The 20,564-nt window shown below is 59.2% G+C and carries 19 protein-coding genes; 14 read left to right on the top strand and 5 right to left on the bottom strand.

The genetic code is table 11. The features are described from left to right. The first annotated feature begins 215 nt into the window (after positions 1-215). From HMPREF2682_RS04680 to HMPREF2682_RS04650, 7 genes are all read left to right on the top strand, one after another. The gene (locus HMPREF2682_RS04680) at positions 216-1,190 is read left to right on the top strand and encodes a TDT family transporter (RefSeq protein WP_070831820.1); all 975 of its coding nucleotides are present in this window, start codon (positions 216-218) and stop codon (positions 1,188-1,190) included. Positions 1,191-1,291: 101 nt separating this feature from the next. Continuing rightward, positions 1,292-2,419 (top strand): ABC transporter ATP-binding protein, encoded by a 1,128-nt coding sequence (locus tag HMPREF2682_RS04675; protein WP_070831817.1) that lies wholly within the window; start codon positions 1,292-1,294, stop codon positions 2,417-2,419. A gap of 388 nt (positions 2,420-2,807) precedes the next feature. Continuing rightward, on the top strand, positions 2,808-3,338 hold the full coding sequence (rplJ, locus tag HMPREF2682_RS04670) for a 50S ribosomal protein L10 (RefSeq protein WP_070831814.1): 531 nt from the start codon (positions 2,808-2,810) through the stop codon (positions 3,336-3,338). A gap of 156 nt (positions 3,339-3,494) precedes the next feature. Next, on the top strand, positions 3,495-3,869 hold the full coding sequence (gene rplL, locus HMPREF2682_RS04665; protein WP_005504884.1) for a 50S ribosomal protein L7/L12: 375 nt from the start codon (positions 3,495-3,497) through the stop codon (positions 3,867-3,869). 324 nt (positions 3,870-4,193) lie between these two features. Next, positions 4,194-5,735: a glycoside hydrolase family 32 protein gene (locus HMPREF2682_RS04660; RefSeq protein WP_070831811.1), complete on the top strand. Its 1,542-nt coding sequence runs from the start codon at positions 4,194-4,196 to the stop codon at positions 5,733-5,735. A gap of 242 nt (positions 5,736-5,977) precedes the next feature. Continuing rightward, on the top strand, positions 5,978-7,975 hold the full coding sequence (locus HMPREF2682_RS04655) for a PTS sucrose transporter subunit IIABC (RefSeq protein WP_070831808.1): 1,998 nt from the start codon (positions 5,978-5,980) through the stop codon (positions 7,973-7,975). A 274-nt stretch (positions 7,976-8,249) separates the two neighbouring features. Then, a complete protein-coding gene (locus tag HMPREF2682_RS04650; RefSeq protein ID WP_070831804.1) occupies positions 8,250-8,903 on the top strand; it encodes a GNAT family N-acetyltransferase in 654 nt (217 codons plus the stop codon). A 102-nt stretch (positions 8,904-9,005) separates the two neighbouring features. Here HMPREF2682_RS04650 and HMPREF2682_RS04645 read toward each other — a convergent pair whose 3' ends face one another. From HMPREF2682_RS04645 to moaA, 5 genes are all read right to left on the bottom strand, one after another. Further along, entirely contained in the window at positions 9,006-10,082 is a 1,077-nt protein-coding gene (locus HMPREF2682_RS04645) for a LacI family DNA-binding transcriptional regulator (RefSeq protein ID WP_070831801.1), read from the bottom strand. Between the two features lie 98 nt (positions 10,083-10,180). Continuing rightward, positions 10,181-11,494, bottom strand: a complete 1,314-nt coding sequence (locus HMPREF2682_RS04640; protein WP_070831798.1) for a molybdopterin molybdotransferase MoeA — start codon at positions 11,492-11,494, stop codon at positions 10,181-10,183. A gap of 150 nt (positions 11,495-11,644) precedes the next feature. Further along, entirely contained in the window at positions 11,645-12,352 is a 708-nt protein-coding gene (locus HMPREF2682_RS04635) for a molybdenum cofactor guanylyltransferase (RefSeq protein ID WP_070831795.1), read from the bottom strand. Continuing rightward, on the bottom strand, positions 12,352-12,618 hold the full coding sequence (locus HMPREF2682_RS04630; RefSeq protein ID WP_070643103.1) for a MoaD/ThiS family protein: 267 nt from the start codon (positions 12,616-12,618) through the stop codon (positions 12,352-12,354). The genes HMPREF2682_RS04635 and HMPREF2682_RS04630 overlap by 1 nt, the downstream gene beginning before the upstream one ends. A 126-nt stretch (positions 12,619-12,744) precedes the next feature. Then, positions 12,745-13,956, bottom strand: coding sequence for a GTP 3',8-cyclase MoaA (gene moaA, locus HMPREF2682_RS04625; protein ID WP_005504903.1), 1,212 nt, complete (start codon positions 13,954-13,956; stop codon positions 12,745-12,747). A gap of 227 nt (positions 13,957-14,183) precedes the next feature. On the opposite strand from moaA, the gene modA reads away from it, so the two are divergent. The 7 genes from modA (at position 14,184) to HMPREF2682_RS04590 (ending at position 20,515) form a co-directional block, all read left to right on the top strand. Next, positions 14,184-14,990: a molybdate ABC transporter substrate-binding protein gene (gene modA / locus HMPREF2682_RS04620; RefSeq protein WP_070831791.1), complete on the top strand. Its 807-nt coding sequence runs from the start codon at positions 14,184-14,186 to the stop codon at positions 14,988-14,990. A 149-nt stretch (positions 14,991-15,139) separates the two neighbouring features. Next, on the top strand, positions 15,140-16,015 hold the full coding sequence (locus HMPREF2682_RS04615) for an ABC transporter permease (protein WP_070831788.1): 876 nt from the start codon (positions 15,140-15,142) through the stop codon (positions 16,013-16,015). A 124-nt stretch (positions 16,016-16,139) separates the two neighbouring features. Further along, positions 16,140-17,519 (top strand): molybdopterin molybdotransferase MoeA, encoded by a 1,380-nt coding sequence (locus HMPREF2682_RS04610; RefSeq protein WP_070831783.1) that lies wholly within the window; start codon positions 16,140-16,142, stop codon positions 17,517-17,519. Positions 17,520-17,627: 108 nt separating this feature from the next. Next, positions 17,628-18,128 carry a cyclic pyranopterin monophosphate synthase MoaC gene (gene moaC, locus HMPREF2682_RS04605; RefSeq protein WP_044150196.1) on the top strand — a complete coding sequence of 167 codons (501 nt, stop codon included), beginning with the start codon at positions 17,628-17,630 and terminating at the stop codon, positions 18,126-18,128. Between the two features lie 65 nt (positions 18,129-18,193). After that, the gene (locus tag HMPREF2682_RS04600; protein WP_005508377.1) at positions 18,194-18,712 is read left to right on the top strand and encodes a MogA/MoaB family molybdenum cofactor biosynthesis protein; all 519 of its coding nucleotides are present in this window, start codon (positions 18,194-18,196) and stop codon (positions 18,710-18,712) included. Beyond that, positions 18,702-19,208: a molybdenum cofactor biosynthesis protein MoaE gene (locus HMPREF2682_RS04595; protein WP_005504913.1), complete on the top strand. Its 507-nt coding sequence runs from the start codon at positions 18,702-18,704 to the stop codon at positions 19,206-19,208. Before HMPREF2682_RS04600 ends, HMPREF2682_RS04595 begins: the two co-directional genes overlap by 11 nt. Positions 19,209-19,321: 113 nt before the next feature. Continuing rightward, positions 19,322-20,515, top strand: coding sequence for a ThiF family adenylyltransferase (locus HMPREF2682_RS04590; RefSeq protein ID WP_070831780.1), 1,194 nt, complete (start codon positions 19,322-19,324; stop codon positions 20,513-20,515). The last annotated feature ends 49 nt before the right edge of the window (positions 20,516-20,564 follow it).

Genomic DNA, 20,564 nt, shown 5'->3' with positions numbered 1-20,564 from the left:
TGTGTGAAGATTCAAAACACAGCGTGAAGATTCAAGACATTGCGTGACCGGCGTCAGTTAAAGTACGTCACGGACTTCCAGCTTATATAGGCTTAAAACATAGAATGATTTTCTAGCCCCCTGTTCCTTGGGCTTTGTCCATGCCCGGGCACCGTCGAAACATATACACGGGGTTGTACGCCCCTATCCTGCCCTACGACCATGAGAGGTAAATAATGCCTTCTTCCCTTCAGAGCGAGCAGAGCGCCCGCCGCGGCCTCAGCGTGCCGGTCAATTATTTTGCGGTGGCGCTGGGCACCGGCGCACTGGGCGCTGCCTGGCGTACCGGCGCATCGAAGGGACTGGCGCCTGACTGGGTGGGTGAGAGCATCCTGGCTTTTAACGCCGTGGTGTGGCTGCTTCTTATGGGTTTTCTGGTTCACTCGGTGGTGAAGTATCGTGCGTGGGTGCGTAGTTTTTGGGAGCATTCGGCGCGTACCTGTTTCTTTTCGCTGGTTCCTGCGACGACGGCGCAAGTGGGCGCGGCGCTTTACCCGTATGCTGAGGCTCCGGCTCTGACCCTGGTTGTGCTGGGCGGTGTGGGTCAGCTGTATTTCGCTTCTCATCGTATTGCCGGTACGTGGCGTGGCGGGTATGCTCCCGAGGCCGCCTCACCGGTGCTGTATCTGCCGACTGTGGCGACAAATTTTGCGACCGCTACGGCGATGGGTTTTGTCGGGTGGCACGATATGGCGATGCTCTTCTTGGGTGCGGGTCTGATTTCGTGGTTTAGCATTGAGGCCGCGATCCTGAGCCGCATGCGCACCTTGACCCCGCTACCTCAGGGCGAGCGCGGCGTCATTGGCATTCAGATGGCACCGCCCTTTGTGGGCGGTAACGCGTACCTGGCGGCTAACGGCGGCACGGTGGACTGGTTCTTCCTGGTGCTGACCGGTTATGGCATTTTGCAGCTGATTTTCCTGATGCGTTTGCTCCCGTGGACTCTTGAGGGTGGTTTCTCGATGAGCATGTGGGGCTTCTCCTTCGGTATGGCGTCTATGGCGGCGAGTGGTATTCGCCTAACCTCGGCTGGCATGTTGGGGTTGGTGGGCCCTGCGCTGACGGTGGCGGGTACGGCATTCCTGGTCTTTCTGTGGGCGGGCACGCTGTACTTGGCTGTGAAGGGACGCCTACTGGTGCGCCCGAGCTAAGGTTCCCGTGTGAGGCACCGGCGTGAGGTTAGTGTGGCGTTGTATGACGGCGCTTATCTTCTGCGCCCGTGCCGGGTGCGGGTTTCGGCGATAATGGGGGAATGACTTCTGCATCCTATTCTTCTGCCGTGGTGGAACCCTTTGAGGGCCTGCGCATTCGAGGCGTCGCAAAGACCTTCGGCACCGATACGACGGTTCTGAACGAGATTGACCTGGATGTGCACCCCGGCGAGCTGATTTCCCTCGTGGGTTCTTCGGGTACGGGTAAGTCGACTCTGCTACGCATTATTGCCGGTTTGGAGGAGCCGAGCGCCGGCAGGGTGACCTATGCCGGTCAGCCGCTGGAGCGCGGCTCGGTGGGTGTGGTGTTTCAGCGCCCGATTCTGTACCCGCACCTGAGCGTGAAGGACAATATCCTGTTCCCGACCCGGCTGGGTGCATTCTCCGGTGGGGTCGATATGGACTACTACCGCGAGCTGCTGGAAGCGTTGAAGCTTGAGGGTCTGGAGTCCCGTAAGCCCTCGCAGCTATCGGGTGGTCAGGCTCAGCGCGTGGGCATTGCGCGTGCACTGATTCGCCGTGCTCCGGTGGTGCTTTTTGATGAGCCGCTGGCGAGCGTGGATGAGGAGATGAGCGCGAGTATCCGCGCGGATATTGTGCGTCTGCACGAACGCTATGGTTTTACGGGCCTGTACGTGACCCACGATCAGAATGAGGCGCTCATGCTGGGTCAGCGGGTTGCGGTCATGGATGCCGGTTACCTGGTGCAGGTGGATACTCCGGAGCGTCTGCTGGCGCATCCGCATACTCTGCAGGTGGCGAAGCTTTTAGCGGCGCCCGCGCTGAACCTACTGGCTCTTGAGGACTCGGATTTTCTTCCTGCCGGGTGCGAGCTGGCGATTCGCGCGACCGCCTTGCACCCCGTGGCGGCAGATGCTGCTCACGCCCTGCCGGTGCAGGTGCTCGGTTACCGTCACCTGGTCGGTGGCATGCTGTACCGCGGGCGTCTGCTGGAGGCGGTTTCCCTGCCGCTGAAATCCCAGCGGGCTCAGACGGAAGCTGAGCTGAGTGCCCAAAAGTATGCCCGTGTGAGTGCCGGTCAGGAGCTAGAGTTCTTTATCCCGGATGCGCAGAGCACCGCCTCCCTAAACGTGGGGGAGCGGATGCACCTGGGCGTGGCTGCTGAGCGCTGCTTCTTGTTCTCTGAGGGAAAGCGTTTTTACCTCTAAAGCGTGGGTTGCCAGGCCTTTTAACGGGGAGAAAGCGCGGGTTGAGTAGCTTAAAGAGGGGCTTTAAGTGATTAACCCCGCTTAATCACGTTTTTAACTTGCGACTCGGGCTTTAACCTGAGATGATGAATGAACCAAAGACCGCCGGTCTAGAACTATGTCCTTTATCGCCACCTCGTTGGAGACGAAGAACAGAGTTCTGATAAGAGCAGATTTCACTAGAAATCGCCGCCCGCGTAGGTAACTCGAAGTAAATAGCCGTTGCCCTGATTCAGGGTGCCGTCTACTGTGCCTCGTGCGCCTACGCGTCGGGGCATTTTTTATTGCTTGCAATAAGTGCTTCGAGGCTCTACCGGCGACCTTACAAGAATCGGAAGAAGGAACTACCATGGCGACTCAGGAAAAGATCGCTGCAGTATCCGAGCTGAAGGAACTCTTCGAAGCTTCGAACGCAGTCATCCTGACCGAATACCGCGGTCTCACTGTTGCACAGCTCAAGGAGCTGCGCCGCGCACTCGGTGCAGAGACCGAATACGCCGTGGTGAAGAACACGCTGGCTGCTATCGCAGCTAAGGAAGCTGGCATCGACGCATTCGAAGGCCACCTCCAGGGTCCCTCCGCACTGGCATTCATCAAGGGCGACCTGATTGATGCTGCTAAGGGCCTGCGTGACTTTGCCAAGGCTAACCCCCAGCTGATCGTGAAGAACGGTTACTACGAAGGTGCCGCTCTGACCGAGGACGACGTCAAGCGCTACGCTGACCTGGAATCCCGCGAGGTTCTGCTGTCCAAGGTTGCAGGTGGCGCAAAGGCAGCCATCGCACGCATCGCACAGGTTGCAGACGCACTGCGCGTCAAGCTGGAGGAGCAGGAAGGCGCAGCTCCCGCTGTTGCCGAGGAGGCTTCGGAAGAGGCATAAGCCCCTTTCGTGCTACTGCACCAGCGCTGAGATACTCAGCAGCGTGAACGCGAATAGCGTGTAACGCACCCTAAATTTGACCGACCCTTTCGGGGTAGGTACTGAAGATTTACACCGCGGGCGTCAGTCCGCACCAGATAGTGAAGGAGCCAAACAATGGCTAAGCTGTCCATCGAAGAACTCATTGCAGCATTCAAGGAACTGTCCCTCGTTGAGGTTTCCGAGTTCGTCAAGGCATTCGAGGAAGAGTTCGACGTCACCGCAGCTGCTCCCGTTGCAGTTGTAGCAGGCGGCGCAGCAGGCGAGGCTGCTGAAGAGAAGTCCGAGTTCGACGTTATCCTGGAGTCCGCTGGCGACAAGAAGATCGCAGTGATCAAGGAAGTTCGTGCCCTGACCTCCCTCGGCCTGAAGGAAGCAAAGGACCTGGTTGACAGCGCTCCCAAGGCTCTGCTCGAGGGCGTTTCCAAGGAAGACGCTGAGAAGGCTAAGGAGCAGCTCGAGGCTGCTGGCGCAACCATCACCCTCAAGTAATCGACTTCTTCTCGATTCTTACGCGGGCGGTGCATCCATCGGATGCGCCGCCTCGCGGCATTTAACGGCCCCGCACCTACTCCGGTATGAAGACTGGGGGAGGTTCGGGGCTTCGTCGTGCCCGCTCTTTTCTCCTGTAGCAAACGGGGCATGCGCCACATAATCGGCAGGTGGCGGTATAAGCCGCTGTGGCCGCCCTGTGCCTCGGATGAGAGAGGCTGAGAGCACTGTGGTTCCTCTCTCCTGGAGCCCGGCAATGGGGGAGAGGTGCCGTATGATGGGATGAGACAACCCAGACATTCCTTTGCACGAAAGCGGATAGACATGAGCGAGCAGAAGAAAAAGAAGAAGAGCGCAACCGAGCGACCCGCCCGCGACTTGGCGGCTGAAGCACAGCAGGTTCTGGACGCTTTCGGTGCCGGTGTTCGTGAAGACCGCGACTACCCGGCTCTGCACCTGGCACCTCCCGTGGGCCGTCTGAACGACCCGAACGGCCTGGTCTTCGACGGTAAGCGCTACCACGCCTTCTACCAGTACTCGCCCCTGCACCCGGAGCGTATGGTCTACTGGCGCCACGCCGTCAGTGAGGACCTGACTCACTGGACCGATGAGGGTACCGCGCTGGTTCCCGATAGCCGCTACGATTCGCACGGCTGCTACTCCGGCTCCGGCATTAAGGTTCCCGGCGGTTTTGAGTTCTTCTACACCGGTAACGTGAAGGACGAAGAAGGCAACCGCGAAACCTACCAGATTCTTGCTACCGCGGGTGAGGATGCGAAGCCGACCCGTCAGTTGCCCCCGCTGATTTCCGGCCCCGCGAAGGGCTACACCGCGCACTACCGCGACCCGCACGTTTTTGAGCGTAACGGTGAATGGTGGATGGTCATCGGTGCTCAGCGTGAGGATCTGACCGGCGCCGTGGTCGTGTACACCTCCAAGGATCGCCGCGAGTGGACCTTCCGCGGCGAACTGAGCATTAAGGATAAGACCCTCAAGGGCACCTACATGTACGAGTGCCCCTCCCTGCTGAGCATGCGCGATGAGCTGACCGGCGAAATCCGAGACGTGCTGATTTTCAGCCCGCAGGGCATGCAGCCCCTCGGCGAGAAGTACAACAACATTTTCCAGAGCGGCTACATTGTCGGTTCGCTGGATAACGAGACCCTCAAGTTCACCGTGGAGACCCCCTTCACCGAGCTGGATGCAGGTTTCGAGTTCTACGCCCCGCAGACCATCTCCGGTACCGGCCTGACCGCTGACCCGAAGGCACCGCACGATGTATGCGGCGACGCCCCAGTGATGATTGCGTGGCTGGGTAACGCAGACCAGGACGACCTGCCCTCGTGGAGCCACCGCTGGGTGCACATGTTCACCTACCCGCGTGAGCTGCACCTGCGCAACGGCAAGATTTTCCAGCGCCCGGTGCCGCAGCTGAACGACGCTATGGAGATGAAGCCGTTGTACCGCGAAGAGGAGAAGGGCAAGCTCGTCGAGCTGAAGAACGCCCTGACCTTCCGCCTGCGCGGTCGCGTGAACGTCTCGGATGAGCGTGTGAAGCTGAAGATTAAGGACACCCACGGCGTGGCACTGAGCATCGTTCTGGATAAGGACTTTGTGCAGATGGACCGTGGCGGTACCCGCTACACCGAGGGTGGTAGCCTGCGCCGCCGCACCCTGAAGCGTTCGAAGATTCGCGAGTTTGACCTGCTCGTGGACGGCTCGGCAACCGAACTGTACGTGGGCGGCAAGCTGGTCGCGTCCATGGGTGCTGAGGTCATGACCGCTCGCACCTTCTTCAAGGGCGATAAGCGCCGCGTCCGACTGACCGGTGGCGAGGTGCTGTCCCTGGAATACGGCCGCCTCTAAGCCGTTTTCTAGGCGTTGGGAGCCGCCTATGCGGGTAGTTTCCGGTAATTTCTGAATATGTCTGAGGGCTCACTCTCCGCATGGAGGGTGGGCCCTCGCTTTTAATAACTTTCCCGTGATACCATGTTTTACATCTGATATGTCAAACGTATGACATATGCATGACATGCACACACAGACATGTCACCCCACCCCATTTACAAAGCATCATACGGTGGTGCTCCAAACAAAGGAGAGCGAGCGTGGACCACAAGTCAGTGGCACAGCGCGTGCTGAAGGACGTCGGTGGCGCCGGCAACATCGTTGCAGCCGCACACTGCGCAACCCGCCTTCGCCTCGTCTTGAAGAACCAGGACAAGGTCGACCAGGCGGCAATCGACAACGACGAAGACCTCAAGGGTAGCTTCCTTAACGCTGGCCAGTTCCAGATCATCGTCGGCCCCGGCGACGTCAACGAGGTGCATAAGCACCTCATCGCTGCTGGCGCACCCGAGGCATCCAAGGACGAGCTCAAGGAAATTGCCTCCAAGCAGGGCAACATTGTCTCCCGCTTCATCAAGACCATTGCTGACATCTTCGTTCCGCTGATTCCGGTGCTGGTCGGTGGCGGTATGCTGATGGCGCTCAATAGCCTCCTGACTTCCAAGGGTATCTTTGGTCCCCAGGCAGTTATTGAACTTTACCCGGAATGGGCTGACTTCGCGGACATCGTCAACCTGCTCTCCGCAGCTCCTTTCGCTTTCCTGCCCGTGCTGGTTGGCTTCTCCGCAACCAAGGTCTTCGGCGGTAATCCTTACCTGGGCATGACCATGGGTGCCGCAATGGTCTCCCCGGCACTGATGAACGGCTACAATGTCGCTGCCTCTCTGGCAGGTGCCGAGGGTAGCGAACCGATGAAGTACTGGAACCTCTTCGGCCTGCAGGTCCAGCAGGCGGGCTACCAGGGTACCGTGCTGCCCATCATGCTGGTTGCCTTCATCCTGTCCCACATTGAGAAGTTCTTCCACAAGGTCCTCAAGGGCACCATCGACTTCATCTTCACCCCGACCCTCACCATCCTTATCACCGGCTTCCTGACCTTCATCTTGGTCGGCCCGCCGATGTTCCAGCTGGGTACCTGGCTGGGTGAAGGTATTAACTGGCTCTACACCGTTGCTGGCCCGCTCGGCGGTCTGATCTTCGGTACTTTCTACGCATTCATCGTGATGACCGGTATGCACCAGGCATTCCCGCCCATCGAGATGAGCCTGTGGGCAACCGGCGGTTCCTTCATCTTCGTCGTTGCCTCCATGTCTAACGTGGCGCAGGGTGCTGCCGCAGCCGGTGTCGCACTGACCACCAAGAACAAGAAGATCAAGGGTATTGCTTCGGCATCTGCACCCTCCGCATTCCTCGGCATTACCGAGCCCGCAATGTTTGGTGTGAACCTGGCTCTGCGCTGGCCCTTCTACATTGCAATCGTCTCCGCAGGTATTGGTTCGATGTTTACTTCTATTCTTGGAATTAAGGCGGGTAAGCTTGGCGCCGCTGGTTACCTTGGCTTCCCCTCGATTGAACCGACTGTTGGCGCTGGTATTCCTGGCTTCTTCGGCTGCCTCATCCTGACCACCGTCATCGCTTTCGTTGCCTCCTTCATCTGGGGTAAGAAGGTCGAGGCTGGCAACACTGAGGCACCCGCTGCACCCGCTGCTGCCGCTCCCGTTGCCACCGTAGCTGCTGCCGCAGCTCCCGCCGCCGCTGTAGCATCTGAGGCTGGCGAGAGCGTCGAAATCGGTTCCCACATGGTCGGTTCCGTGGTTCTGCTGGCTGACGTCAAGGATCCCACCTTCTCCTCCGGCGCACTGGGTGCAGGCACCGCAGTGGAGCCCACCGAAGGTAAGCTCTACGCGCCGGCTGACGGCAAGATTACCGTTGCATTCCCCACCGGCCACGCATACGGTCTGCGCACCGAGGATGGCCTGGATCTGCTGATGCACATCGGCATGGACACCGTTGAGCTCGACGGCAAGCACTTCGAGCCCAAGGTTGCTAAGGGCGACACCGTTAAGCGCGGCGACGTCATCGCCGAGTTCGATATTCCCGCTATCAAGGCGGCAGGCTACCCGCTGGCAACCCCCATGGTGATTACCAATGCCAAGAAGGCAGCTGCCTCGGTTGAGGATGTCCAGGCTTCGGGCACATCTGTCACCAGCGCAGATTCACTCCTGAAGGTTGCACTGAAGGCAAAGGCTAACGCATAGTCTGCACTCTTAGTGAGTAGATAACCTCAACGTGATGTACACCCCGTACCGCTCTTCCTAGAGCTGGTGCGGGGTGTTCAAATTTCCCTGCAAAGTAATGCAAAAATAACATGAATAAATATTCGTAAAATTTATGCATATTGGTGCAATATAAGCTGGCACACATTCGATGCATGGCTATGAAAAATGTCTTGATAAGGCAGAATTTATTAGCCAGGAGTGAATAATCCAGCTAATATTTATGTATAGTTTCAAGCTTTTGTAAAGGGTGAATATGACCTCAGCTTCCTATGCTGTCCGCACCGCCGAGCCTCATGAATATGCCGAAGCGCTCGAAGTCCTGATTGCCGCGTTTGACGGAGATCCCGCCATGATGGCAGTCATTGCAGGCGGTAGCCGCCGACAGGAACTCGCCAGGCTCCGCGCAATCATGACCCTGCAGGTCTACGGCAACTTCCAGGGCCGCGGACGTATCGACATCGCTATTGATAACTCCACCGGCAAGATTGTGGGTGTCTGCCTCTGGAACACCCCCGAATCTCACGAAGGTTCCTTTGCTAACGAGCTCAAGCAGATTGGCGCCTACTACAAGGCACTCGGTTGCAAGACCCTGCTGAGGGCAGTCCTGATGGAGCTACACCTGCTCAAGTACCGCCCCGCGTACAAGCACTGGTACCTCTTCAACATTGGTGTTCTCGAAGAGTACCGAGGCCGCGGTATCGGCTCCCAGTTGCTCGATTACGGTACCGAGCGTATTGGCGATTACCCCGCCTACCTCGAAGCATCGACCTACGACAGTGCACGCCTCTACGAGCGCCGCGGATTCTTCTCCCTCGGCCCGCTCCACGGAATCTTCTCCAAGGCACACGCCGTTGGTATGGTCTACCCCGGCACCGGTCCCACCGAGATTGTGCAGCGCACCTCCTAAACTTCCGGACGCGCGCAGAACCGATAAATGTATATGAAAAATCCGCCCCACCGTGAGCACTCGCACGGTGGGGCGGATTTTTATTGTCAGAAGAGGAGCCTCTTATTGGAGCTCGTCCGGGGCAGAGGTATCAGGCTGAATCTGATCCAGATTCGGGATAGAACGCACCGTCGCCCCCAAATGCAGCTCAACGGGGAGTACGTCCTCGGGTTGGGTAATTGGGGGAGCGGTCTTCTCTGAAGATTCCTCCTGCTGTAGCTCAATGAGCTCCAGTAGACGCTGCGCGGTACGCTTCGCAATACCCTCAATCGGCTGAACCACGGTCGCCAACTCCGGCATGAGCAGCTGAACGCTCTGCGTGCCGTCGTAGCCAATCACCTGGAAATCCTCAGGAACGCGAATACCGCGTGCGCGCGCCCAGCCCAGCGCCAACGCGGCGTAATTATCGTTGGAGGCGAAGACCGCATCCACCGGCTCCGGGCTATCGGCGCGTTCGTCGAGGTAGCGGTAGAGCACCTCACGCTTAATGCCCAGGGAGGGGCGGAAACCCAGCTCCAGGAACTCCGGCATGAGTCCGGCTTCGAGCATTGCCTCACGGTATCCGCGCTGACGCTCATTGTGCTCACCCAGGGTCGATGTCACGTGCACAATATTCTGCGCACCCGTGGCGATCAGATGCTCCGTGGCGGCGCGAGCGCCTTCGTAGTTATCGGAGCGGACATTCGGGTAAAAGCCGCTTTCGAGGCGGTCCACGGTCACCAGGGGAGCCTGGGCGTGCGGAATATTCACCAATGCGTCGGAGTGAGCGCCGCTGATAATGCCGTCCACCTGATTGGAGAAAAGCATCTCGAGGTAGCGCTTTTCCTGCTCGGGGTGGTCGTCGCTATTGCAGAGAATGACGCGGTAGCCTGCCTCGGCAAGGTAACTTTCGAGGCGGTACACCATCTCCCCGTAGAAGGGGTTAGCGACCGTGGGGAAGATGAGGCCCACCATCTGCGAGCGCTGACCTTGCAGGCTACGGGCGATGGCGTTGGGCCGGTAGCCGAGTTCCCGCATTGCCTCGTGGACCTTGGTGCGGGTGCTTTCGCTCAGGTAGCCGCGGTTGTTGAGCACGCGGGAGACCGTGGTGGGGGAGACTCCCGCCAGGGCCGCAACGTCGCTGAGTTTGGGCTTAGCCACGGAGGCTCCCTTCGGTATGCTAAACGATTGACATATCTCTCTACTATACCCCGACCGCATACCGCATAAACATTCCAACGCCGGAAAATAGCGCCTTACTACAGCACCGGAATAATCGGAACCCGGGCCCCCACCTCATGAGCAGAACCCCGAACCGAAGAATCATCCAACACCGCGCAGTGAGTAGCCGCCGCCAACGACGACAGCATATGCGACGCCGACTTCGGCAGAGGATACGCCACACCATCACGCACCGACACGGGAAGCAGACGAGCCCCCGCCGGCTTACGCAACGTATCAACAGGCTCACCCAGAACCGCAGAATCCAGCTCCGGTAGAGGCATATCCCTCATACCAGCCAAAAGCGGCGGCAAATACGAATACAGGGCAGTGTACGCAGCCAAAGGATTACCCGGCAGACCCAACACAAAACGCTCACGACCCGAATTCGGGCCAGTCTCCGGAACCGGCAGGCGCGCAGCCAATGCAGGGTGCCCCGGACGCACATCCACCGACTCAAACAGATACGTCGCACCCATATCGTTGAGCACCTTACGCACCAAATCAACACCCGAGGTGCTCGACCCACCCGTGAACACCAGCACACGAGCAGTCGACGTGGACAAGAACGTGCGGAACTCAGACTCAACATCCGCCAAGCGAATCGAAGGGCGCGCCTCACAGCCAGCAGAAATAATCGCATGCTCCATAAAGCCGCCAAACGCATCACGCACCTGACCCGGCGCAGGCACACCAAACGTAATGACCTCATTACCCGTAAACGCGCAACGCACCGGAATCGGGGCATACACCGGCAACTCATCAAAACCATTCGTGCCCAAGAACGCCGCCATACGCGCAGAAATACGGTCGCCGTGGCGCGCCAACAGCTCGCCACGCTCCAGCTCAGCACCGGCATGGCGAATATCAGCACCCGGTGCCGGAGGCTCAAAACCCTCCGCCATATCCAGGTAATGAATGCTCGACTGAGTCTCCAAATGAGCGCTCACGCCCGGACGCAAAGAAGCCTCCGCACCCTCATATAGGCGGGAATGCTCCTCACGCACAATCGCCTCAGCACCCTCCGGAATCAAACCACCCGTCAGAATCGGGGTCGCCTCGCCCGGTGCAATCGGCACGGTCAGGCGGTGAATATTCGCGCGAGAATCCTCCGGGTACGCCGGGGTCACCAGACGCCACGGAGGCGCACCCGCCACCGCGTAACCGTCCATCGCCGAAGAGCTGTAGTGGGGCACCGGCATCATCGAATAAACGTCGTCCGCCAAATAGTGGCCAATCGTCGCCAACAGCGGCAAAGACTCCGTCTTCACATGGTGAGCAATCTCCAGACCCTGCTCATGCAGAATCTGGCGGGCCTGCTGCCACGAAACAGAAGGAATATGGTGAGACATCGTACCTCGTAAAAGTGTGTGCGGGACGCGCAACAGCGCGCGAGCTCAAAAACATCGCCCGGTCGGGCGTTAAGAACTGAGACCTACCACTAGGGTACTCGTAGCTTGGCAACTAGCGCTCCTGCGCGCCTCAGATGCTAATAACTCGTGCTAATAACTCGACCAGAGCGAGGTCGTATAGCCGAGAGCCTGCGCCTGCTCCCACGTATCAACATCGGCGGTGTCAGCGGCAGACATCTCCACCGCCGCAGGGTTCAAACGGCGCAAAAAAGAACGAACAGAAGCGTCAGTCGTACCGGTCGAAAAGACCGAACGAATCGCCTCAAAGCGGTAAATACCCACCAGCGGCTGATAGATGCCCTCAGAGACACCCCAGAAGCCCTCAGAAGCTTCAGAGTCACTGGGCGCTTCAGAACCGGTGGTGGAGAAGGTAGTCGCGGTCTGCTCGGCACCCCGCGCAGCGGTAAGCAACTGCTGAACCGCCGGAGCAATACGCGGAGTATCCACACCCAAAATCAGGCACCAGCCCGGCAACGGGGTCTGCGAGCGCTCGCAATCCGCCGCAATACACTCCAACCCGGCATGAATCGCCGCGGCAGGACCCGAAAACGGCGGATCCTCACGAGTACGCAACACCCCGGTAGGCAACGGCAGGCTCTCAGGACCCACCACCACACGCGGGGACGCGCTCGCCACCGCCTCCAGGGCACAACCCAGCAGGGTATTCGTGCCATCAGACAGAGACGCCTTCGGCACGTGGTTCAGGCGGCGAGAAGCGCCTCCGGCAACAACGACCGCGGCGCACGAAAAATCACCCTCAGCGGGAAGCTCCGAACCGGGCATCTGATCCGCCCGCATTATCCACCCGCAAAGGGAGGCAGAACGTCCACACGATCGGCATCCTGCAGCGGAGCCTGCGCATCAGAACGGGCACCGTTGACCAGGAACGAGCACTGCTCCATGACCTGCGCAAGAGTCAGACCCGAAGGGGTTGTGCCCTCCAAGCTCTGGCCCAGATGCTCAATCAGCGCGCCAAGAGTTGCAGACGACAGCTCAGCCAGGGGCACCGACAGCTGCGCGGTACCCGCCGCAGAACGCGCGGCAGCGAAAAAATGAACCTGCATAATGCTCCTCAATCCTTGAATAAACTCTGAGCAGGGTAGCCGAAAGCCAGGGGGTAAGGTGGCAGTAAAAGACCTTGTCCCACGCATATTTGGGTGTATATCCGGCTAATAAATAGGGTAGCTTCCTTAGCCGCCAATAGCGCTCATCGAGCGGCTCGCCTTGGCGAACTCCTCAATATCGAAGTCAGCGTCTTCCTTGCCGTGAGCGCGCGGCTTAAACCACATGCCTTCACGCCAACGCAGAGCCAGCTGCTGATCGTCAGCACCGGAACGTAGAAGCTGCATCAGGTCAGTCTCAGTGTCAGAGAACAAACACGAGCGAATCTTGCCGTCCGCCGTCAGACGGGTGCGGGTGCACGCATTGCAGAACGACTCCGTCACCGAAGCGATAATGCCCACGCGGCCCAGCGACTCGGTACCGTCAGCCGGGAAGCCCGCCTCATCCAGGGCAGTGCCGAGCGGGTACACCTCCCACAGCTGAGCGGGGGAATCGCCACGTGCCTCAGCCACCGAACCCAGAACGTACTCAGCCGATAGCTTCTCGCGAATCTCAGCGGCAGTAATCGTGCCCTCGCGGGTCCAACGGTTATCGGCATCCAGCGGCATCTGCTCAATAAAACGCAGCTGATAGCCACCCGCCAATGCCCAGCGCAGAAGCTCCGGAGCCTGATCATCATTCAGACCCGGCATCAGCACAGCATTAATCTTGATGGGCCACAGGCCAGCCTCAGCAGCACCGTCAATACCCTTGAGTACAGCATCGAGCTTGTCGCGGCGGGTCAACTCGGCAAAGGTTTCACGGCAAATCGTATCCAGAGAAACATTGATGCGGGTCAGACCAGCCTCCGCCAGGGCGGTGGCACGCTTCTCCAAACCAATACCGTTCGTCGTAATAGCAAGCGGAACATCCGGATGCGCCTGATGGATACGGGAAATAATGTCCACCAAATCGGCGCGCACCAGCGGCTCGCCACCGGTAAAGCGGATCTCCTCCACGCCCAGCTCAGTAATCGCAATATCGGCAAGGCGTGCAATCTCCTCTGCAGAGAGCAGATTCTCCTTGGGAAGCCACTGCAAACCATCCGCCGGCATGCAATAAATGCAACGAAGATTACATTTATCGGTCAGAGAGATACGAAGATCCGTCGCCACGCGACCCCAACGGTCCAAGAGCGGACCGCTATTCGTAATATTCGGAAGTTTACGCTGGGCCTTTACGCCACTCTCAGATTTTTGGGGCGTCACAAAAGCAGCCCCGTTACCCTCCGCAGAAGATAAGGTGCTTAACATTGGGCCCGCAATGAGCTCAGAAGAAGCTGAATTTGCCGTGTACGCCATGTAAAACCTATGTGGAAAATTTGCATATTTCAGGTGACAATATGATTATTCCATGTTCCGGCGCCCCGCACATAGTGTGTGCAGGGTAAGTTACAACTGCGCCACCGCAGACCACGTGACGAAAACAACGTGTACAAGCTAGGGACGTACACGGAACGTCACACAGAGCCCGAACAGGAAAACACCTCACCACCGCAAGAGTACGAACCACCAAGGAAACAAATTTCATGAAGACCCCCCTCGCAGCCCTCAGCGCGCTCGCCGCCGCAACCCTCGCCCTCACCGGATGCGGCGCCACCCAGAGCTCCTCTTCGTCCACTGCCTCCTCATCGAGTAGCCAGGCTGCCTCCGGCAAGGTCGAAGTCTTTGCCGCCGCCTCCCTGAACAACGCAGGTGCAGACCTTGAAAAGGCATACGAAGCCGCCAACCCCGGCGTAGACGTCACCTTCGTCTACGAAGGCTCCGCAAAGCTCGTCAACCAGATTGAGCAGGGCGCAACCCCCGACCTGCTCATCACCGCAGACACCAAGAACATGGACAAGGCAAAGAAGCTCGACCAGTTCTCCGACTCCAAAACCAACGTTCTGGTCACCAACAAGCTCGTGCTCGTCACCGCCGAAGGTAACCCCGGCAAGATCAACAGCCTTGACGACCTCAAGACCACCGAAGGCGTCGTCGCTGTCTGCAAGGAAGACGTTCCCTGCGGCACCATCGCCCACCAGGAACTGAAGAAGCACGACATCACCCTCAAGAACGCAACCACCGAAAGCAAGGTCACCGACGTAGCGACCAAGGTCACCACCGGTAACGCGGACGCGGGCTTCATCTACACCACCGACCTCGCCGCCGCCAAGAAGAAGGGCGCCAACCTCGGTTCCGTCGAACTGACCGACGTGGAACGCAACGAATACCCCGCAGCGCTGAGCAAGACCGGCTCCTCCTCCGAAGCCGCAAAGAAGTTCAACGAATGGCTGAAGAACTCCGATGAGGCGAAGAAGATCCTCACCGACTACGGCTTCAGCACCGCCAAGTAACGCTAGCGCCGTTCCGCACCGCTGAAACCCGGAGCGCAGAACGGACACCCGCAGGATGCGGCGGCACGCTCAACGAGCAAGCCGCCGCATCCTGAACGCGTCTCCTGCCGCGCTCTCAAGACCCCGAAGAAATACGCCGAGAAATACCCATGACAGACAGCACCGCAACCACCCGCCGCCGCGCCGGCGCCTCACGCACGCCCGGGAGCAGCCTCTTCGCCTCCGTGCCCGTGCTCTTCCTGGTTCCGGCGTCGCTGGGTATTTTCCTCATCGCGGGTCCGCTTCTCGGGCTCTTCCTCAACATCCCCTGGAGCCAGCTCGGCAGCATCTTCACCCCGCAGGTGCTCGGGGCGGCTAACCTCTCTCTCGGCACCGCCGCCGCATCCACCCTCATCTGTGGTCTTCTCGGCGCACCCCTGGCACTCGTGCTTTCTAAAGTGCTCAACCGCTCGCGGCTGCACCGTTTCGGGTCGGTCCTCTACGCCATCATCTACACCCCGGTGATTCTCTCACCGGTGGTCTCCGGCCTTGGGCTACTCTTCTTCTGGGGACGCAAAGGCATGATCGGTACCTACCTCTACCAGGCAGGAATCTCTATCCCGTTCACCTCGAACGCGGTGATTATCGCCCAGGTCTTCGTCGCCCTGCCCTTCTTTGTCGCCACCGCGGTTACCACCCTGCAAGCCATACCCCGTGAGTATGAGGAAATCGCTCTCGTCGAAGGCGCTAAACCCGCAGAAATCACTTTCAAAGTGTTGTTGCCCCTCGCCGCGCCGGGACTCGCCACCGCCTTTCTCCTCTCCTTCGCTCGTGCACTCGGTGAATACGGTGCAACCGTCACCTTCGCCGGCAACGTGCAAGGAAAAACCCAAACCATACCCCTCGCCATTGACCTAGCCATCAACAGCAGCGACATTTCCAGCGCCCTCGGAAGCGCCCTGATCCTCATCAGCCTCTACCTGGGAATCTTTGGGGTCCTCGGCCTGATTCGCGCCCTCAAAAAACTACGCGAAAGCACCCGATAAGCCACTCCGCCGCCTGCCCCGCATACCACCCGGCATACACCGGTCCTTAGGCAAAACTGCATTTACCAGCCCACAAACACACACCTACACTAGTCATAACCGCCACCGCACGATTGGAACCGCCATGATTTCCCCCGAATTCAATGGAACCCCTAGCACCGAGGAATACCGCGCCTACCTGGCGCTACTGTTGCGCGAAGTATTTATCGGCACCGCAGAAACGGTTCCCCTCTACCACGCGGCAGGACGCATCCTCGCGCAAGACGTCACCGCACGCATGGACGTACCCAGCTTCGACAACTCCCAAATGGACGGCTACGCCCTCACCGCGGCAGCCGTTGACCGCGAAGACCGTATCTTCACCGTCGGCCGCGAAATCCCCGCCGGACGCCCGCTACAGCGCTCCCGCTCCTCCGACGACCTGACCTACCCCATCATGACCGGCGCACCCATCCCCAAGGGCTACGACGCCGTCATCCCCGTCGAACAGTCTGAACGCATCGAATACCCCGACCTGCCCGAATCCTTCGGCCGCCCCAGCGAAAAGGTCAAACTCGCCCCCGGCAAGCCCGGACAGTTCGTCCGCCGCCGCGGTGAAGACGTCGTCACCGGCCAGGTACTCGCACGTGCCGGTGAACGCGTCACCCCCGCCCTGCTCGGTGCGCTCGCCTCCCAGGGTTATGCGCGCCTGACCGTTGCGGCAGGCCCCCGCGTGCTCGTATGCACTGGCGGCGACGAGATTCTTTCCGGTGTTGAAGAAGACGGCACCGCTACCTCGCAAGAGCTGGCTCAGGGGCAGATTTTTGACGCCAACGGCCCCATGCTCACCGCCATGCTCCGCGAAGACGGAGCGGAGGTGCGGCGCATCGCTATTGGTGATGACCCCATCGAGCTGCTGCACCGCCTCACGGCAGAATACGAGAGTTTCGCGCCGGACATCATCATCACCTCCGGAGGCATTAGCCACGGTAAATACGAAGTGGTGCGCAACGCCATCGCCAAGGCACACGAAGCCGACATCCTGGTGCCCGTCTCCTGGTTTGGGCATGTCAGCCAGCAGCCCGGCGGACCGCAGGGCGTGAACCTGCTCGACTTCAAGGGTCACCGCGTGCCCATGATTTCCTTCCCCGGAAACCCGGTGAGCACCCTCATCTCGTACGCGCTGATCCTGCGCCCCTACCTGCGTGCAGGCGGCCCCTACGGTGTGCCCTATGCGGTTGCCTCCGAACAGGCAACGCTGAACAATGCTCCCCGAGGCGTGCTCGTCACCGACACCCCGCTCACCGCCCCGGCAACCAAGCGCCAGTTCCTGCGCGGAACCCTCGCCATGGTAGAGGTCGAGCCCGGAACCTACCGGGTGGAGCTCTACCCGGACATCCTCTCAGGCTCGCACCTGCTACACCGCGCCGCACAGGCGGATGTGCTCATTGAGCTGGCGCCCGGAACCACCTACACCGGGGGAGAAGCGGTACCCTACCACCGCATCCGCCTCACCGATAACTAGGCGACGCACCCCCGCATTGTTCCCATCCAGAGCGACAGGGAATAATTGAGACTCACACTAACTAACGATTCGCGGCAGAAGAATACCGCGCAGAAGCCAGGAGAAACGATGACCTCTACCTCGCAGCCCAACCAGGAACTGACCCATGTGCGCGCCGACGGCTCGGCGCACATGGTGGATGTTACGGAGAAGTCTGTCACCACCCGCACCGCCCTGGCTGAGGCGACCGTGCGCACCCGCGAAGACGTTATCGCCATGATTTTTGATGCCGATCTGCCCAAGGGCGACGCTCTTCCCGTTGCACGCGTTGCCGGCATCATGGGCGCTAAGCGCACCCCGGAAATCATTCCCCTCTGCCACCCGCTGCCCCTGGGTAAGATCACGGTGGACTTTGAGCGCGGCACCGACTTCGTGCGTATTGAGGCGTCCGTGAAGACCCGCGGCGTCACCGGCGTAGAGATGGAGGCGCTCACCGCCGTCTCCTCGGCGGCGCTGACCGTTTTCGACATGATTAAGGCAGTCGATAAGCACGCCGTCATTACCGATATCCGTGTTCTGGAGAAGAGCGGCGGCAAGTCCGGCGACTGGTCCGTCCGCGAGGACTCCTAAGTTACGGCGGCACACCACCCCCACCGATCCCACCGTCACCTGATAGATACAGAAAAGGAAAGCCAATGAGTAGCGAAGACTACACCATGCCCGAGAACCTCACCGGCTTGGTTATTGTCGCCTCCACCCGTGCAGCCCGCGGCGTGTACGAGGATAAGTCCGGCCCCATCGCTGTGGAGTGGCTGCGCTCGCGCGGTTTCGACACCCCGGATGCCGTGGTCATTGAAGACCGTGATATTGTCGAGTACTTCAACACCCTGGTGGCCGAAGGTAAGAAGAACGGTAACCTGCCGACCTTCATCCTGACCAGCGGTGGTACCGGTCTGAACTCTGACGACCAGACCGTGGAGGCGGTTCGCCCCCACCTGGACAAGGAAGTACCCGGCATCATGCACGCCTTCTGGATGAACGGTCTGAAGAACGTTCCCGCGGCGGTGCTTTCACGCGGCGTGGCGGGTGTTATTGACCGAACCTTCGTGATGACCCTGCCCGGTTCGCGCGGTGGTGTGAAGGACGGCGTGGCAACCCTCGACCCGCTTGTTGAGCACATTTGCCGTCAGATGGAGGACTACCATGACCACTAAGCCGCAGAACGAAGAATCCCTGGACCATTCGGGTGCGCACGGTGCTGAGCCGAGCGGCTCGACCGTGGTGTTCACCGATATTACGGAAGCGCCCCTGGAGCCGCTGTACGCGGCGGCTAAGGCTGAGGTCATGACTGACGCTATGGGTGCCCTGGTAATTTTTGACGGCATTGTACGCAACCATGATCACGGTAGTGCGGTTCGCGGGCTGTCCTATAGCGCGCATCCGCAGGCTCGTGAGTATATTGCGGAGGTTGCCGCCGAGGTTGCTGCCGAGCTGGACGGTGTGCGTCTGTGGGCTGTGCATCGTGTGGGTCCGATTGCTATTGGTGAGTCGGCTCTGACCGTGATGGCGGCGGCTGCTCACCGTGGCCGCGCGTTTGATGCCTGTGAGCTGGTGGCTGACCGGGTGAAGGCTCGTGTGCCGATTTGGAAGGAACAGGAACTGCTCGATGGAAGCATCGAGTGGGTTGGTGTGGACACTTCGCCTGCTTAGCCTTCTGAATATTCTGATATCTCTATATAAGCCTGTCAGGGGGATTTCTCTCGGGCAGGCTTATTCTCCTTGAAAGCTCAAGTCACCTCTACTACTAGACGCGAGGAATCCCTATGTCTTCTCAGCCTTCAACCGGCACGGGCGAGCTCTCTGCCGCTGAGCGTGCGTTCTACTCTCGTCAGCTGATTCTGCCCGAAATGGGTTACGAGGCTCAGTTGGCGCTCAAGCGCGCACGCGTGGTGGTGCTGGGTGCTGGCGGTTTGGGTGCTCCCGCGCTGCTGTACCTGGCGGGTGCCGGGGTCGGTCAGATTGTGGTGGTTGATGATGACTTCGTGGATGCCTCGAATCTGCACCGCCAGGTGATTCATACGCACGCCAGAGTGGGTAATTCTAAGGCTGAGTCTGCCGCAGAGTCTTTGCGCTCGCTGAATCCTTTTATTGAGGTGTTGCCGGTGCGTGAGCGCCTGACGGAGGCGAATGTTGATGAGCTTCTGTCTGGCGCTGATCTGGTGCTGGATGGTAGCGATAATTTTGAGTCGCGTTATGTGGTCTCGGCGGCGGCTGCGCGTGCGGGGATTCCGCATGTGTGGGCTGCGATCCTTGGCTTTGATGCGCAGCTGAGTGTGTTTTGGGCGGGGTGCGGTCCTGTGTATGAGGATTTGTATCCTCAGGCTCCTGCGGAAGGTAGCGTGCCGTCGTGTAGTACTGCAGGCGTGGTGGGTGCTATGGCTGGCGTGGTGGGTGCTGCGATGGCCATGGAGGCGGTGAAGCTGCTGACCGGGGTGGGGGAGCCGCTCATAGGTGAGGTTGGCCTATATTCGGCATTAAGCGGAAGGTGGGAATATATACCTCTTGTAGCTAGCGTGCAAGCTGTACCTAAGAAAAGCGCTGTTTTGCCCCAAGAAACGAGTCATAAGCCCAAAAATCATGTAACAATTCGTAATATTTCTCAGGATTTTACAAGCTCTTCTGCTGACTCGAAACCCCGCTCGATGAGCGCTCAGGACCTTAAAAAGATGTCATCGGGTGAAAATATTGCCCTTTTGGATGTCCGTGAGCAGGTGGAGTTCAATGCCTTTGCAATTGACGGTGCCATTAATCTACCCCTCACTGAATTGCTTGAAGCGGCTCGAAATGACTCCCTCAAAGCCCTAATTGAGCGTAAAATCCCCGCAAATGCCCAGAAAATCGTTATTTACTGCACCGGATACACCCGAACGGTTGAAGCGGCTCGTGAAATAGCGCCTCTGGAGGAGCGTTCTGTGTACATGCTTGAGGGTGGAATTTCCGCCTGGCTTACGGTCTAAAACACCCTTATTTCGCATGAATTAGGCAAGGTTTTTATCTCGTATTTTC

This window comes from Rothia sp. HMSC061D12 (genome assembly GCF_001836735.1).
Classification (GTDB): Bacteria; Actinomycetota; Actinomycetes; order Actinomycetales; family Micrococcaceae; genus Rothia.
This window is presented reverse-complemented; position numbering and strand designations above follow the sequence as displayed.

Coding starts and splice junctions, on each gene's coding strand:
- modA (WP_070831791.1), top strand. CDS start 14,184: ATGAAGACCCCCCTCGCAGCCCTCAGCGCGCTCGCCGCCGCAACCCTC.
- HMPREF2682_RS04640 (WP_070831798.1), bottom strand. CDS start 11,494: ATGTCTCACCATATTCCTTCTGTTTCGTGGCAGCAGGCCCGCCAGATT.
- rplJ (WP_070831814.1), top strand. CDS start 2,808: ATGGCGACTCAGGAAAAGATCGCTGCAGTATCCGAGCTGAAGGAACTC.
- HMPREF2682_RS04630 (WP_070643103.1), bottom strand. CDS start 12,618: ATGCAGGTTCATTTTTTCGCTGCCGCGCGTTCTGCGGCGGGTACCGCG.
- HMPREF2682_RS04610 (WP_070831783.1), top strand. CDS start 16,140: ATGATTTCCCCCGAATTCAATGGAACCCCTAGCACCGAGGAATACCGC.
- HMPREF2682_RS04600 (WP_005508377.1), top strand. CDS start 18,194: ATGAGTAGCGAAGACTACACCATGCCCGAGAACCTCACCGGCTTGGTT.
- HMPREF2682_RS04680 (WP_070831820.1), top strand. CDS start 216: ATGCCTTCTTCCCTTCAGAGCGAGCAGAGCGCCCGCCGCGGCCTCAGC.
- moaA (WP_005504903.1), bottom strand. CDS start 13,956: ATGGCGTACACGGCAAATTCAGCTTCTTCTGAGCTCATTGCGGGCCCA.
- HMPREF2682_RS04590 (WP_070831780.1), top strand. CDS start 19,322: ATGTCTTCTCAGCCTTCAACCGGCACGGGCGAGCTCTCTGCCGCTGAG.
- HMPREF2682_RS04635 (WP_070831795.1), bottom strand. CDS start 12,352: ATGCGGGCGGATCAGATGCCCGGTTCGGAGCTTCCCGCTGAGGGTGAT.
- HMPREF2682_RS04675 (WP_070831817.1), top strand. CDS start 1,292: ATGACTTCTGCATCCTATTCTTCTGCCGTGGTGGAACCCTTTGAGGGC.
- HMPREF2682_RS04660 (WP_070831811.1), top strand. CDS start 4,194: ATGAGCGAGCAGAAGAAAAAGAAGAAGAGCGCAACCGAGCGACCCGCC.
- moaC (WP_044150196.1), top strand. CDS start 17,628: ATGACCTCTACCTCGCAGCCCAACCAGGAACTGACCCATGTGCGCGCC.
- HMPREF2682_RS04615 (WP_070831788.1), top strand. CDS start 15,140: ATGACAGACAGCACCGCAACCACCCGCCGCCGCGCCGGCGCCTCACGC.
- HMPREF2682_RS04595 (WP_005504913.1), top strand. CDS start 18,702: ATGACCACTAAGCCGCAGAACGAAGAATCCCTGGACCATTCGGGTGCG.
- rplL (WP_005504884.1), top strand. CDS start 3,495: ATGGCTAAGCTGTCCATCGAAGAACTCATTGCAGCATTCAAGGAACTG.
- HMPREF2682_RS04650 (WP_070831804.1), top strand. CDS start 8,250: ATGACCTCAGCTTCCTATGCTGTCCGCACCGCCGAGCCTCATGAATAT.